The following is a 15213-nucleotide window of genomic DNA, read 5'->3' as shown; positions in this document are numbered from 1 at the left end:
ACTGGAACGAGTTCCACATGCCAACCCGGTACAGACAGTGAATAATGCTAAGAGCACACTTTTTGAGCCTTAACCCGTTTTTGTGCATCTGCACTAGCCGATTTGAGGACCATTGCGCCCCTGGGAGACCCTGGAATTACCCCTCGGACACCTGGGCCACGAGCTCGGCCAGCTCGGCTACGGTAGCCTCGTTGCGGGCCGCCTCCTGGGCCGCCTCGGGTGCCGCCTCATCGGCCTCGCGAGCCGCCGTCTCGCCGAGGGCCGCCACAGCGGCGGCGGGCGCCTTGGCGCACCCCGGGCAACGCAGGGTCACCTGAGTGCCGGCCCCCAATTCGCTCGTGTACACCATCTGGGCATCGGGCCCGAAGAAGCCCACCATGCGGTCGTGGACGTTCTTCACGGCGATGCCCAGACCCGTGGATGATTCCACCTGGGTGATGTTGGCGCAGGTCTCCTCGCTCATGCCCACGCCGTCGTCTCCCACCACGATGACCACGTCATCGCCGTCGGCCTCGGCCTGGATGCTGATGGTGAGCCGCCCCTCGGAGGGCATGGCGTGCTTGATGGCATTCTCCACCAGCGGCTGCACAAGGAAGGGGGGCACCATCATGGACTGGAGTGCCGGGCTCGCCCGCACCTCCAGGGCCAGGCGCGCCTCGCCGAAGCGAGCCAGCTCGAAATTGAAGTAACGCTGGACCTGGTCGAGCTCCCGAGCCAGGGAGATACGCTCGGTGGAATCTTCCAGGGTACGGCGGTAGAACACGGCGAACTCCCGCAGCAGGGTGCGGGCCTTCATGGGGTCGGTGCGGATGAACGAGGCGATGGTGTTGATGGTGTTGAACAGGAAGTGGGGGTTGATCTGGGTCTGAAGCATCTTCAGCTCCATGGCGGTGGCCAGCTTGCGCTGGGTCTCCATCTCCACAGCGGCCATCTGAGTGGCAAGCAGCTGGGCGAAGCCGTGGGCGATGGAGCGCTGGGTCTCGGTGATCTTGTTACCGTTGCGGTAGTAGAACTTCAGCGTGCCCTCCACGCGGTTGCCCACCCACAGCGGCTCCACGATGGCGGCCTTGATACGGCTCTCGTCGGCCGGCTTGGGCAGGCCGATCTCCTCGAGAGTGAGCAGGACAAGCGTCTCCCCTTGGCGGATGGCCTCGTGGGTGGCGCTCGTGCGGATGGCGATGCCCGCCGGGTTGTGGGCCTCCTGGTAGCCGGCATAGCCAAGCACCGACTCGCGGTTGGTGAGGGCCACGGCAATGGCCGAGGTGTTGGGCAGCAGCAGCTCGCAGACCTCCTGAGCGGCGCGGGCCGTCAGCCCCTCCCCCATGGCATCGATCATGGAGCTGGCCAGCTGAAGCATGGCGTCGGATTGCAGGGCGCGCACTGAATCCGGGTCCATCATGAGGCGAATGACCACCACGACCGACACGGTGAACACGGCCCCGGATACCACGAGCACCGGCACGGGGAAATCGGGCTGGGAGAAGGTCCACACCAGCGTGATGGCGGCGATGGCGGCGATAGTGGCCCCGAGCATCTCCAGATTGAACTTCGACACGCCGATGCCGCGGCTGAACGCCGATGCCGATTCCGCTTCCCGCTTCGCCATGGCTCCTCCTGAGTGTCACCGAAATTGACGCCAGTATAACAAAGGCAGGGGCCCTAGGCCACGGCGGCGAATTGGTTCACGACGAGCATGACGGCGGCCACGAGGAGGAAGCCGGCGAACAAAAAGCGCAGCTGGCGCTCGGGCACCTTCGGCACGAGGCGGGCGCCGAGCATGGCGCCGGGCACCGAGCCGCAGGCCACGGCGATGCCGGCGATCCAGTTGATGTTACCCAGCACGGCCTGGGTCACCACACCGGGCACGGCCAGGATCATGACGGCGATGAGCGAGGTACCCGAGGTGTAGCGCATGGACAGGTGGGCCAGGGAGATCATCATGGGCACCATGATGAAGCCGCCGCCCACCCCCACGTAGCCCGAGGCCAAGCCCGCTACCAGGCCGATGCCAGCGAAGAGCAGCAGCTGGCGGCGACCCACGTCGATGGGGCCGTCGGCCGAGCTCCCCTCCCCCGCGCCGCCCTTCTGGAAAGCGGGCCCCTTGGGCACGGCCAGGGCCTTGCGGAACATGGTGGTGGCCGAATAGGCGATGACAAGGGCCGCCGTGCCCATGATGGCCCAATCCGGCGACTGGGTGGCAAGCCACACGCCCAGAGGCGAGGTGACGGCCCCGCCGAGGCCGGCGGCAATGCCGAGCTTCGGCACGCAGGTGCGGTTGCGGATGCGGGACACAGCCCCGGAGATGGACGTGGGAATGATCGTGAACAGCGAGGTAGCCGTGCACATGAGGGAGTCCATGAGGTAGCCGAGCTTGAAGATGGGCACGAGGAACATGCCGCCGCCCACACCGAGCAGGCCCGACAGCACGCCCACGACGAAGCCCACCGCCAGGGAGGCGGCGGCCATGACTGCGACTGCCTCCACCGCCTATTCCTCCATATCGAGGCGAATCTGGGTGGTCATGCCCGCATCGATGGAGGGACGGGGCACGACCGGAGCAGCGGGGACACCGCCGATACCGGGCATTCCGGCCGCGGCCTGCGCCCCGGGTGCGCCCGGGGCGGCCGCAGGGGCCGGAACTGCGCCCGCAGGGGCCGCGCCGGCGGGAGCATTCGCAGCGGCACGGACGGCGGCCCGCTCGGCGGCATCGGCCGCGGCCGCTTCCACCCGCAGCATGCTGGAGCGCACGAGAGCGCTGGACAGGATCTGATCGGATTCCATACGGCCCATGGCCTCGGGCCACACGTACTGGAACTCGAAGTACTTCGCGCAGTGGGCCTCGGCGTAGGCCGAGGCGGCTCCGGTCGCAGCCTTGGCGGCCAGGCGATAGGCCTTCTTGTCGGAGCAGGCGAAGCTGCGCAGCCAGGCCGTGAGCCGGATGCGGTTGCGCAGGCCCGATTCCAAGAACGGCCCCGGGTAGGGCTCCAGGGAGGCGGGCTTTACCTGCTGCAGGTCGATGAGGGCGCGGCTGTACTCCAGCTTGCGGTACTCGTAGAGCCAGCGGAAGATATCCTGGCGGAAACGAGTGCCCTCGCTGTTGGAGGCCGGCGGCAGATGGCGCAGCACCCACTGGTTGTCGAACCAGATATCGGATCCGTACATGCGCAGGTTCAGCATGTAGTCCAGATCCTCGCCGCGGGTGATCCAGGGGTCGAAAGCCAGGCGGCGGAACGCCTCCTTGTGCACGGCCAGACAGCCGCCGCACACGTGGTTGGAGCGGGACAGGCGCGGGCCCTTCATGGCCGCGGTGATCCACTGGTTGAAGTAACGCCCCTGCTGCCAGAAGCGGTTGTACCACTTGTCCTCCCACTTCGAGAGGTAGGAGCCCTCGTCGTTGAGGTAGTAGCCGGTCTTCGCCACGATGGGCACGCCCTGGCGTGTGAGTTTCCCCAGGCCGTACATGGCCTTGGTGAGGAACTCAGGGTCGTCCACCACCTCGTCGTCGTCAAGGAAGACCACGGCGTCGAAGCCGAGCACGTTGGCCACGAGCAGGCCGAGGTTGCGGATGGCGCCGTAGCCGGACAGGCCGATCTCCTTGGAGAGGCGCTCGATGTTGAGTTGGGCCATGCGCTGCTCGATGAGGGCCATCTCCGCCGCTCCGATGACCAGGGTGGTGACGCCGGGGTGCTCGTTGCAGATGGCCTGGACCTTCTCGGCGGCCTGGGCCTCGATGGACACATCGGCCGATACGAGGATGACGACGAGCCCCAGGCCCTCCACCTTCTCCAGGGATGCGAGGCAGCGGCCGAGCTCGCCGGGCTGGTTGGGCGCCGTGGGGTGGTCGTAGGTGGCCACCACGTCGGTGCCGCCGCGATGACGGCGCGGGTAGATGAAGGTGGGGATGATGACGACGGGGTTCATAGGATTCCTCTCGCATATCTTCGGTTCGATTACATCGAACGTCACTATTGTAACCCCTTACGGCCCTGGAGCAAAAAACCGTCCGTCAACGCACATCTTACCGACGGCGACCGCCGCGGGAGGGACCGGCCCCCTTCTTGCGGTAGTGCTTCGAGTAGGCCGCCTTGTCCTTGTTCAGGCGCCGGGCCTGCTCGCGACGGTCGCGCACGTCGGCAGCCTCCCGACACAGGGCCTGGTAGGAATCGTAGCGGGTGCGGGGCAGCGCGCCGGCGGCCACGGCCGCGCACACCGCGCAGCCGGGTTCGCCCTGGTGGGTGCAGTCGCGGAAGCGGCACTCCTCAGCCAGGGACTCCACGTCGGGGAAAGCCGCCTCGATGCCGGCCTCGGCATCCCACAGGCCCAGACCGCGCACCCCGGGCATGTCCACGATGCGGCCGGCCCCGGGCACGGCCACGATCTCGCGGCTCACCGTGGTGTGGCGCCCCTTGCCGTCGCCCTCGCGCACGGCCCCCACTTCCAGTACTTCGGTGCCCACGAGCATGTTCACCAGGCTCGACTTCCCCACGCCGGACCGGCCGATGAGCACCGTGGTGGTGCCCGGAGCCAGCAGGCGCCGCACGGCCTCCACCGAGGCGGGGTCGGCCTCGGACACCACGAGCACCTCGGTCGCAGGCCCGGCCAGGGACTCCACGGCCTCGCGAACCGCCGCCGTTGCGGCCTCGTCGGCCAGGTCGCCCTTGGTGAGCACGACGGTGACGGCGGCCCCAGTCTCGAAGGCCAGCACGAGCTCCCGCTCCAGCCGGCGCAGGTTCACCTCGCCCACGGGCTGGGCCACGATGACCCGCTCGAAGTTGGCGGCCAGCACCTGGGGCAGGGCCCGCTCCGTGGGGTCCTTCCGCACGAATTCCCGCGTGCGGGGGGCGATGGCCTCGATGACCCCCTTGTCATGGGCCGCAGGCACCGACACCGCGACCACGTCCCCGATGACGGCCCGCTGGTCGTGGCTCTTCACGAGGGCCGTGGCGTGCTCGCAGCGCAAACGCTCGCCGTCGGGAAAGCGCACGAGGGGGTAGCCACGATCGAGCTTCACCACCTCGCCGGTACGCAGGGCACCCTCCTCGGCGCCGCCTTCGCTGCGCAAATCCTCGGCCACTAGCGCTGCCCCTCTCTCATCCGGTGGAACACGAGGATCATGATGGTCCCCAGCACCACCAGGCCCAGCCCCGGCAAAAAGGCGCCGATATCGAAGACCTGCTCGGTGACCGAGCCCTTCTCCACCACGCTCACGGTGTCTGCGTGCAGATCGGTCAGTCCCTGGTGCTCGGGGCAGGACAGGTAGAAGATGCCGCGAATCTGCAGCATGGTGCCCCGCCGCCCGTAGGCGCCGTAGGTATCGATGCCGTCGGTGGCATCCTTGGCAATGAACACCGGTACCTCGGAGCGGCCCTTATCGTTGCCCTGGAGCACGATCCAGCAGAAACCGGGATTGAACTCGGCGTTGATGCGATCCCCCACCACTTCGCCGGTCACCTGCACGATCTGGTTGTTCAGGTAGGAGTCGGCCTCCTGCAGGGCCCCGATGGAGGTGTCGTAAATGAAGGAGCTGTCGGGCTTCTGCTGGGGGTTCATCAGGTTGTTCTCGCTCACGCCCCCTCCGAAGACCGGGTCGGGCAGCGGGGGCGGCATGGGCGCCTCCTCCCCTTGCGTACCTTCCGAAGACGCCTCTCCATCGGCATTCTGGGCCGGATCTTCCCCCTCGCCCTTCGGGGGCGCGACGCCCGCAGGCCCGTCAGCGGCACCGGCGCTGCCCTGGCTTTCCGGGCCGACGCCGTCGGTGGGGGCCGTCCCGCTCGGATCGGAGCCGTCGTCCTTGGCCGAAGGATCTACCACACCGGTCTCGTCGGTGGGCACGTCCTGATTCGTGGTCACGTCCTCGAGCTGGTTGATGGGATCGTCGGCCCAAGCCACGCCGATGCCGCCCACGGCCACCAGCAGGGCGAGGGCGGCCGCGAGGGCGGCCATTGGGCGCTGCGGCCCCCTCATGGGTTCAACCTCGGCTTCACCCGGGGCACGAGCGAGGCGCCCACTTCCACGATGAGCGCCAGCAGCGTGACGAACTCGAGACGGCCCGCCCACATCTGCAAGATGTAGAACAGCTCCAGCGTGGCCGGCATGCCCGGTTGGGCCAGAGACGTGGTAATGCCGCCGTTGGAGGTCATGGCCACCGACTCAAAGATGGCGGGAATGGCCTCGCCGCCGTGGGCGATGCCCACAAGGGCACCGACGACATAGGTGATGACGTAGAGGATGAACACCGTCATGGCCTCTTTCACGATGTTCGGCGTGAGCGTGCGCCGCCCCAGATGGCTGTAGGACACCACCACGCGGGCCGAATCGGGGGCCAGGGCCTCCTTCACGTTCGCCACGATGGACTTGAAGATGATGCCCATGCGTGAGAACTTGATGCCGCCCGAGGTAGACCCGGAGCTGCCGCCCACGGCCATGACGAAGGCCAGGGTGAGGAAGGCGCCGTTGGAGAACACCGTGGTGATCTGGTTGGTGGTGACCACCTGGAAGCCCGTGGTGGTGAACACCGAGATGATCATGAACAGGCCGCGGCGCAGCAGCGTCAGCATGTCGTCGAACAGCGCCCAGGACGACAGCGTCGCCGTGAACACGAAGGCCATGACGGCAATCCACAGCACCATGGTCTTCGTCTCCAGATCCTTGAAGAAGGCCCCGGCGCGCCCCTTCCACACCTCGGCGTACAGCACGAAGCTGATGGAGCCCAGGATCATGAGCACCATGAGGATGCACTCCAAGGGGAAGGAGTGGTAGTACATGATGGACAGCTGCATGGGCGCGAAGCCGCCGGTCATGAAGCCGGAGATGGACACCCACAGGGCGTTGAGGAACGCGCGGGCCGGCTCCATGCCGAGGCCCAGGCACAGCGCCGTGATGATGAGGGTGGCCACGGTGACGATGAGCAGGGTGATGCGGGCGATGAACTGGGCGGTCTGCACCACGTTGGGCACCACGTGCTCGCTGCGGCCCTCCGAGGAGAACAGCGACGCGCCCCCGCCGCGGCCGAACAGCCCGAAGGACAGCGCCACCACGATGAGGCCGAGGCCGCCGAGCGCGTGGATGGCGAAGCGGAACATGTTGTCGGCGTAGGAGAGGTGGTCCAGATCGACGATGACCGAGGCGCCGGTGGTGGTCAGCCCCGACACGCCGTCGAACACGGCGTCCAGGTAGGTGGCGTAGTGCCCCGAGAAGTACAGGGGGATGGAGGCGAACAGCGCGAGCACCACCCAGGCGAACCCGGTGACGGCCAGCGCCTGGCGCCGCGAGAGGCGCCCCGGCTCGATGCGGAGAAAGCGCAGGGAGCAGCCGCCCACCATGGCGATGCCGATGGCCACCAGGTAGCGCGAGGCCGGCTCCCATTCCTGGAAGATAAGCGCGGTGCCTAAGGGAGCTATCATGAGCACGGCGAAGAACAGGGTGAGCGTACCCAGGTAATGGCCGATGACCCGCAGGTCGTACAAGGTGAATCGCTGCCACATGGCGCTATCCCAGCACGATTCGCGTCAGCGCCATGAGCGTCCACAGCCCGATGATGAAGCTGATGATGGACAGCAGCACCAACGTGATGGCCGCCACCGGCGAGGCGGGCTTGATGACGGGATGCTTGCGGGCCACGGGCCTAGCACCCCGCTTCCGCACGATATGTGGGCGAAATAGTCATGGGCGTATTCTAGTACAATGGGCCAAACGGGTCACCAACAGTTACCCATCGGGCACGACGAATGGAAGGAACGCCTCATGGACTACACCGACCTCGACGCCGCACTGCGCGAAATCGTCGGAGAAGCGCAGGTGCGCGCCGACGAGCCCCTCGCCGAGCACACCACCTTCCGCATCGGCGGCGCGGCCCAGTGGCTCGTGCTGCCCTCTTCCGAAGACGAGGTGGCCGCCGTGGTGGCGGCTTGCTGCGCTGCCGCTACGCCTTGGCGCGTGCTGGGGCTCGGGTCCAACGTGCTGGCTCCCGACGAGGGTCTTGCCGGGGTCACGCTGAAGCTGGCCGAGAACTTCGCCGCCGTGGAAGTGCTGCCGGGCGGCCTCGTGCAGGCCCAGGCCGGAGCGACGAATGCCGAGGTGGCCGAGACGGCGCTGGCGGCGAGCCTTGCCGGCTACGAGTTCGCCAGCGGCATTCCGGGCACCGTGGGAGGGGCCGCTATCATGAACGCTGGTGCCTACGAGGGGCAGTTCTCCGACGTCGCCGTGCAGGTGCGCTGCCTGGTGCCCGACGGGGATGGGGGCTGGTCTGTCGCCGACGTGCCTGCCGTCGAAGCCGCATGGGGCTACCGCAGAAGCCGCATGATGGAGGAGGGCTGGGTGGTGCTCGGTGCCACCTTGCAGCTGCACGCTGACGACGGCGCCGCCATTCGCGCGCGCATGGACGACCTGCGCGAGCGCCGAGAGAGCCGCCAGCCCTTGGAGATGCCCTCGGCCGGCAGCACCTTCAAGCGCCCCGAGGGTTACTTCGCCGGCGCCCTCATCCAAGAGGCCGGCTGCCAGGGCCTCGCCGTCGGGGGCGCCCAGGTGTCCGAGAAGCACGCCGGCTTCGTCGTGAACACCGGGAGTGCCACCGCCGCCGACGTGCTCGCCCTCATCGCCGAGGTGCAGCGCCGCGTGCGCGAGGCGAGCGGCGTGCAGCTAGAGCCCGAAGTGAGGCTGTGGGAGTAGGGAGCAAGCCGAACGAGCCCACGGAAAGCACAGCAGCTTCAGGGGAGAGCAGAGGCCCGAACCCGTCCCCACACGTGCACGGCGGCTTCAGAAGGGGCAGAGGTCCGAGCCCGCCGACCCGCCCATGGGCGAGCCTCAACTCAGCAGCACCGAGAGTTGCCGCCCTTCTGCCCCAAATGCACGATGCGCCCGGGCAGATCGCGCATTTGTAGCAGAGATCCGTGCACATCGTGCATTTGGGGCCATGGCCCTGAACAGGGAGCTCTTTGCATATTCCCTGTTCAGAGGTACTTTTTATTTCTGCCTTAAACGTGCGATGCGCCCGGGCAGATCGTGAAAAAGAGGCGGGACACGAAGAAGGGGCCTTGTGGCCCCTTCTCGGTTGATAGCGCTGATGACGCTCGTTCCAGCCGTCGCTCTGGCCGTGTTCTGGCCGCGCTCTAGCCGTCGCTACCCGCGGAAATAGTCCACGCCGCCTTCGAACAGCGGCTGATAGGTGTTGCCGAAGGCGTTCTTGTACAGGCCCGCGCCCGAGCGCTCCGTGTGGCCCATCTTGCCGAGCACGCGGCCGTCGGGGCTCGTGATGCCCTCGATAGCGAGCACGGACCCGTTGGGGTTAGCCGACAGGTCCATGGAGGGCACGCCGGCCCCGTCCACGTACTGGGTGGCCACCTGGCCGCCGGCAATCATCTGATCCAGCAGCGGCTGGGGCGCCACGAAGCGGCCCTCGCCGTGGCTGATGGCCACCGTGTGCACGTCTCCCACGTTCATGCGGCTCATCCACGGCGACAGCGTGCTGGCCACGCGGGTGCGCACGAGCATGCTCTGGTGGCGCCCGATGTCGTTGAAGGTGAGCGTGGCACAATCCTCGTCCATGGGGCGGATGTCGCCGAAGGGCACGAGCCCCAGCTTCACCAGGGCCTGGAAGCCGTTGCAGATGCCGAGCATGAGCCCATCGCGGCGCTGCAGCAGATCGCGCACGGCCTCGGTTACCTGAGGCGCGCGGAAGAACGCCGTGATGAACTTCGCCGAGCCGTCGGGCTCGTCGCCACCGGAAAAGCCGCCGGGGATCATGACGATCTGCGACTCGCCGATGAGGCGCGCCAGCTCGGCGGTGGACTCAGCCACGGCCTCGGGCGTCAGGTTGTTCACCACGTATACCGTAGGCACCGCGCCGGCGCGCTCGAAGGCGGCGGCGGAGTCGTACTCGCAGTTGTTGCCGGGAAACACCGGGATGACCACGCGCGGGCGCGCCACGGCCGGACCGGGGAACACCGCCGGCGCGCTGGCCGTGAAGCTGATGGCGGGCACCTCCTCGGCAGCGGCTGCCTCGTCGGCCGGGGTGCGGTAGGGGAACACGCCCTCGATGCCGCCTTCCCAGGCCTCCTGCACCCGGGCCAGGTCGGCCACGGCGCCGTCGCAGGAAAGCTCGTAGGCCTCGGTCACCGCGCCCAGGGCCACCACGTCCACATTGGCGGCAAGGCCCGCGTCCTCCAGGCGCGTCACCACCGACTGAGCCGTCTCGCCGGCGGTCAGCTCCACCACGAAGGTGCCATAAGCCGGATCGAAGAGCTGGCCGGTGCCCACGGCCGCGTCCACCGCCACGCCCAAACCGTTGCCCACGGCCATCTTCACGAGGGTCTCGGCCAGACCGGCCGCGCCGCTGCTCGCGCAGGCCCGCACCACGCCGGCGCCGATGAGGTGCTCCATGGCATCAAAGGTGGCGCACAGGCTGGAGGCCAGGGTGTCCTGGCAGGAGATCCATACCAGGTTATCGCCGGCGGCCTTCAGCTCCGGCGAGGTCACCCGGTCGATGTTGCCGATGGCCGTGGCGAAGGACACGAGCGTCGGCGGCACATCCAAATCCTCGAAGGAACCGGACATGGAGTCCTTGCCGCCGATGGCGCCCACGCCGAAATCGACCTGGGCCATAAGGGCGCCGAGCACGGCCGCCATGGGCTTGCCCCAGCGCTCCGGATCCTGACGCAGCTTCTCGAAGTACTCCTGGAAGGTGAGGTACATATTCGCCCGCTCGAAACCGGTGGCCACGAGCTTCGCCACCGAATCGAGCACGGCCATGTAGGCGCCCGCGTAGGGGTCCCAGGCCGACAGGTAGGGGTTGAAGCCCCAGGACAGGCCCGACACCGTGGTGGTGGCCCCGCCCAGCACCGGCAGCTTCGCCACCATGGCCAGAGCTGGGGTCAGCTGACGGGAACCGCCGAAGGGCATGAGCACCGTGGCGGCGCCGATGGTGGAGTCGAAGCGCTCCACGAGGCCCTTGTTGCAGGCGTGGTTGATGTCGCCCATGAGCGCCGCCAAGCCCGCCTCCAGGGAATCGGCCGCAGCGGCAGCCTCCACAACCGGATCGGTCAGGCTGGCCGCCGCTTCGAAGGCACGGTCGCAGGGGGTGGCGGCACAGCTCTCGTCGGCCGGAGCGGGCACGCTCACCGCCGCGTGCTTCGGGGCGCCGTTGCTGGCCAGAAAGTCGCGGCTCACGTCCACGATGGTGGTGCCGCGCCAGTGCATGCGCACGCGCGGCTCCTCGGTCACCACGGCCACCGGCGTGGCCTCCAGGTTCTCCTCGTGGGCAAGGGCGATGAAGGCGTCCACATCCTCGGGGGCCAGGGCCACGGCCATGCGCTCCTGGGACTCGGAAATAGCCAGCTCGGTGCCATCGAGGCCGTCATACTTCTTGGGCACGGCATCCAGGTTGATGTCCAGGCCGTCGGCCAGCTCCCCAATGGCCACCGACACGCCGCCGGCGCCGAAGTCGTTGCAGCGCTTGATCATGCGGCAGGCATCGCCGCGGCGGAACAGGCGCTGGATCTTGCGCTCCACCGGCGCGTTGCCCTTCTGCACCTCGGCCCCGCAACTTTCCAGCGATTCCACGGAATGGGCCTTGGAAGAGCCCGTAGCACCGCCGATGCCATCGCGGCCCGTGCGACCGCCCAAGAGCACCACCACATCACCGGGCGCCGGGGTCTCGCGGCGCACGTGGTCGGCCGGCGTAGCACCTACCACGGCGCCGATCTCCATGCGCTTGGCGGCGTAGCCGGGATGGTACAGCTCGTGCACGTGCCCGGTGGCCAGGCCGATCTGATTGCCGTAGGAGGAATAGCCGGCCGCCGCCGTGGTCACGAGCTTGCGCTGGGGCAGCTTCCCGGGAATGGTATCGGCCACGGGCACCGTGGGATCAGCCGCACCGGTCACGCGCATGGCCTGGTACACGTAGGAGCGGCCGGACAAGGGGTCGCGGATGGCCCCGCCCACGCAGGTGGCCGCACCGCCGAAGGGCTCGATCTCGGTGGGATGATTGTGGGTCTCGTTCTTGAACAGGTACAGCCAGTCCTCTTCCACGCCGTCCACATCCACCTTGCACTTGATGGTGCAGGCGTTGATCTCCTCGGACTCGTCGAGGCCGGTGAGAATGCCCTGCTTCTTCAGCCACTTCGCGCCGATGGTGCCCATGTCCATGAGGCACACGGGCTTCTCATCGCGGCCGAGCTCGTGGCGCAGCTCCAGATAGCGGTCGAAGGCGACCTGCACGTTGGCATCCGCGATGGCCACGTCGTCGAGCACGGTGCCGAAGGTGGTGTGACGGCAGTGGTCCGACCAGTAGGTGTCGATCATCTTGATCTCGGTGATGGACGGGTCGCGCCCCTCCTTAGCGAAGTACGCGCGGCAGAACTGGATGTCGGCCAAGTCCATGGCCAGACCGCGCTCGGCGATGAAGGCGGCCAGCTCGTCGTCGGAAAACTCGGTGAAGCCGTCGATGACCTCCACGTCGGCCGGGCGCTCGAAGGCCATGGCCAGGGTGTCGCGGGTATCCAGCGAGGCCTCGCGGGCCTCCACCGGGTTGATGACATAGCGCTTCACGGCTTCCACGGCGGCCTCGTCCAGATCGCCCTCCAGGTAGTACACCACCGCCGAGCGCACCAGCGGGCGCTCCCCCTGGCTGATGAGCTGGATGCACTCACTCGCGGAATCGGCGCGCTGGTCGAACTGGCCGGGCAGAAATTCCACGGCGAACACCGCGGCCCCGTTGGCTTCGGGCAGCTCGAAGGTGGCAATGTCGGACTGCGGCTCGGAGAACACCGTGGGCACGCAGGCGGCGAACAGCTCCTCGCCGATGCCCTCCACGTCGTAGCGGTTTACCAGGCGCACGGCCGTGAGCCCCTGAATGCCCACGATGTCGCGCAGCTCGGCGGCCAGCGCGCGGGCCTCGCCGTTGAACCCGGGCTTCTTCTCAACATAGACGCGAGATACCATGGATGTGCCTCTCTCTTCTCTCTTCAGTGAACGAGCGGGGACGGACAAGGCGCGCCCCGCACCCTGCCCGGCGGGACGCGCAAAGGGGCGCCTGTGGGCACCCCTTGCAAGCTACTGCTGGTCGGACGCGCCGGCGCCGCCCTTCGCGGCGGCCTTGGCTTCCTTGGCGGCCTTCTTCTCGGCCTGCATCTTCTCGCGGTTGGAAAGGCGGAAGCCGCTGCCGAACAGACCTCGACGCTGGGGCTTCACGGGAGCCTCGTCGGACTCGCCGCCGTCGGCCGCCTCTTCGCCGGCCGCCACGCCCGCTTTCTGGGCCGCGTGGCGGTTCTGATTCTTGCCGGAGCCCTTCGCTTTCGCCTGCTTGGCCTGCTGCACGCGGCGCGCCTGCTTCTCGGCCTTGGCGTTCTTCTCCTCCAAGGCCAGCATGCGCTCCTGGTAGGCCACACGCTCCTTCTTGATCTTCCAGAAATCGAGCACGAAAGCGCCGATGATGAACACGTAGGCCGCGATGAGCGTAGTCACGCTGAGCCACTGCGGCAGAGCGCCCTGGCCCACGAAACTCAAGGTGGTGCAGCCGATGGCCGCGATGAGCATCACCCACCAGATGGCGCGCAGGCGCTTGTAGCGGGGCGTGTCGGGCTTGTAGTACTTGCGCTCCACCTCGCGCTGCTTGGCGGCGGCCTCCTTGCGGGCGGCCTTCTCGGCGGCCTTTCGCTGCTCGGGAGTCTTCTTCGCCGACTTCACGGTGACCGACGCGGCGGCCTTGCTCTTGGGCTTGGCCGATGCGGCCGATTTACGGGTCACACCGGTGCGCTCCTCGGAGGTGTAGCGCTCGTTCATGGGGTTACGCTGGGACATGCTGCTTCGTTTCTCCTTCGGTGAGCTGGGCGGGCCGAGCCCGCACAAGGGCGGTGCGCGACGCTAGAACGTCGCAGGGTCGAACTTCTGGCCGGTGATGGTCTCGAAAGCCTGGATGTACTTGGCGGACGTGGCGTCGATGATGTCCTGGGGCAGGCGCGGCGGGTTGCCGGTCTTGTCCCAGTTCGCGGTCAGCCAGTCGCGCACGAACTGCTTGTCGAAGCTGGGCTGGTCGGCGCCCTCCTCGTAGGTGTCGCCCGGCCAGAAGCGGGACGAGTCGGGGGTGAGCACCTCGTCGGCCAGGATGATGGTGTCGCCCAGGCGGCCGAACTCGAACTTGGTGTCGGCGATGATGACGCCCCGGGCGGCTGCGTGGTCGGCGGCCGTGGTGTACACCTTCAAAGCCAGATCGCGCAGGGCCGTGGCATCTTCCTCGCCGAGGATTTCCACCAAACGCTCGAAGGAGATGTTCTCGTCATGGTCGCCGATCTCGGCCTTGGTGGAGGGGGTGAAGATGGGCTCGGGCAGCTTCGAGGAATTCACGAGGCCCTCGGGCAAGGCGATGCCGCACACGGTGCCCTCGCGGTTGTACTCCTTCAGGCCGCTGCCGGCCAGATAGCCGCGCACGATGCACTCGGCGGGGAACATGTCGGCCTTGCGCACCAGCATGAAGCGGCCGCGCAGGTAGTCGGCGTAGGGCTGGAACTGCTCGGGCAGGTCGGCCACGTCGGTGGAGATGAGGTGGTTTTCCACCACGCCGTCGAGCAGGTTGAACCAGAACTTCGACAGCTGGGTGAGCACCTGGCCCTTGTGGGGGATCTCGTCTTCCAAGATGTAGTCGAAGGCCGAGATGCGGTCGGTGGCCACGAGCAGCAGCCTGTCGCCCAAATCGTACAGATCGCGCACCTTGCCCTGCGCGTCGGGAGTGATGTCGATTCCCGCCATGGATGCCCTTTCTCCTTGACTCTCACGCCGGGCCCCGCCCAAGCGCCATTTTTCCGCTTCCGCCATTATGGCACAAACAAGGGCGTCCTTGACCACTGAGTCTCCCGCCTGCGCCAACCCACCAATCAAAGGAACGCCATGAAGCCATATTGCCGACGGCTTCCCCGCCGACGGCGGGACGCGAGCGCCGGCAGAAGCACCAAACAGGCCCTCTCCGACATTCGCCTTTGTTTTTCCGTCTCAGAGGGGGAGTTTGGTGCTTCAGACAGCAGAATAATTCACCAGTGAAACTTTCTGACCTGCGTTTTCTTCAAATCCCATACCAAAGAGGCCGACCCCGACGCGAAAAAAGGCACCAAAGAGCCCTTCTCGGACAGATTTTTCGAAGACGATGTCGCAAAGGGGCTGTTTGGTGCTGCCGAGGTGTCAAACCGGCGCTTGCGACATACACCTCTTGCCACCGGTGCCGAGCCG

General features: G+C 67.3%; 11 protein-coding genes. 1 reads left to right on the top strand and 10 read right to left on the bottom strand.

Annotation, left to right across the window (positions count from 1 at the left end; all coding sequences use genetic code 11):
• Window positions 1-136: 136 nt before the first annotated feature.
• The 7 genes from AAK988_RS10635 to AAK988_RS10605 form a co-directional block, all read right to left on the bottom strand.
• Window positions 137-1606 carry a GAF domain-containing sensor histidine kinase gene (locus tag AAK988_RS10635; protein ID WP_369880738.1) on the bottom strand — a complete coding sequence of 490 codons (1470 nt, stop codon included), beginning with the start codon at window positions 1604-1606 and terminating at the stop codon, window positions 137-139.
• A 53-nt stretch (window positions 1607-1659) separates the two neighbouring features.
• A complete protein-coding gene (locus tag AAK988_RS10630; RefSeq protein ID WP_022926667.1) occupies window positions 1660-2484 on the bottom strand; it encodes a sulfite exporter TauE/SafE family protein in 825 nt (274 codons plus the stop codon).
• 3 nt (window positions 2485-2487) lie between these two features.
• Window positions 2488-3921: a glycosyltransferase family 2 protein gene (locus AAK988_RS10625; protein ID WP_016310350.1), complete on the bottom strand. Its 1434-nt coding sequence runs from the start codon at window positions 3919-3921 to the stop codon at window positions 2488-2490.
• Between the two features lie 97 nt (window positions 3922-4018).
• Window positions 4019-5074: a ribosome small subunit-dependent GTPase A gene (gene rsgA, locus AAK988_RS10620; RefSeq protein ID WP_369872666.1), complete on the bottom strand. Its 1056-nt coding sequence runs from the start codon at window positions 5072-5074 to the stop codon at window positions 4019-4021.
• On the bottom strand, window positions 5074-5943 hold the full coding sequence (locus AAK988_RS10615; RefSeq protein WP_135970977.1) for a hypothetical protein: 870 nt from the start codon (window positions 5941-5943) through the stop codon (window positions 5074-5076). The genes rsgA and AAK988_RS10615 overlap by 1 nt, the downstream gene beginning before the upstream one ends.
• 17 nt (window positions 5944-5960) lie before the next feature.
• Entirely contained in the window at window positions 5961-7484 is a 1524-nt protein-coding gene (locus AAK988_RS10610) for a TrkH family potassium uptake protein (protein WP_369880736.1), read from the bottom strand.
• Window positions 7485-7488: 4 nt separating this feature from the next.
• Window positions 7489-7620: a hypothetical protein gene (locus AAK988_RS10605; protein WP_022926665.1), complete on the bottom strand. Its 132-nt coding sequence runs from the start codon at window positions 7618-7620 to the stop codon at window positions 7489-7491.
• Window positions 7621-7743: 123 nt separating this feature from the next.
• Between AAK988_RS10605 and murB the strand changes: the two genes are divergently transcribed.
• Window positions 7744-8667, top strand: a complete 924-nt coding sequence (gene murB / locus AAK988_RS10600) for a UDP-N-acetylmuramate dehydrogenase (RefSeq protein WP_369880735.1) — start codon at window positions 7744-7746, stop codon at window positions 8665-8667.
• A gap of 450 nt (window positions 8668-9117) precedes the next feature.
• Here murB and AAK988_RS10595 read toward each other — a convergent pair whose 3' ends face one another.
• From AAK988_RS10595 to AAK988_RS10585, 3 genes are all read right to left on the bottom strand, one after another.
• Window positions 9118-12936 carry a phosphoribosylformylglycinamidine synthase gene (locus tag AAK988_RS10595; protein ID WP_369880734.1) on the bottom strand — a complete coding sequence of 1273 codons (3819 nt, stop codon included), beginning with the start codon at window positions 12934-12936 and terminating at the stop codon, window positions 9118-9120.
• A 111-nt stretch (window positions 12937-13047) separates the two neighbouring features.
• On the bottom strand, window positions 13048-13794 hold the full coding sequence (locus AAK988_RS10590) for a hypothetical protein (protein WP_151430373.1): 747 nt from the start codon (window positions 13792-13794) through the stop codon (window positions 13048-13050).
• A gap of 63 nt (window positions 13795-13857) precedes the next feature.
• A complete protein-coding gene (locus AAK988_RS10585) occupies window positions 13858-14739 on the bottom strand; it encodes a phosphoribosylaminoimidazolesuccinocarboxamide synthase (protein ID WP_016310343.1) in 882 nt (293 codons plus the stop codon).
• Window positions 14740-15213 lie beyond the last annotated feature (474 nt).

Source organism: Adlercreutzia muris (assembly GCF_041223505.1).
Lineage (GTDB): Bacteria > Actinomycetota > Coriobacteriia > Coriobacteriales > Eggerthellaceae > Adlercreutzia > Adlercreutzia muris.
The sequence above is the reverse complement of the archived record's forward strand: the minus strand, read 5'-3'. Positions and strand labels throughout refer to the sequence as shown.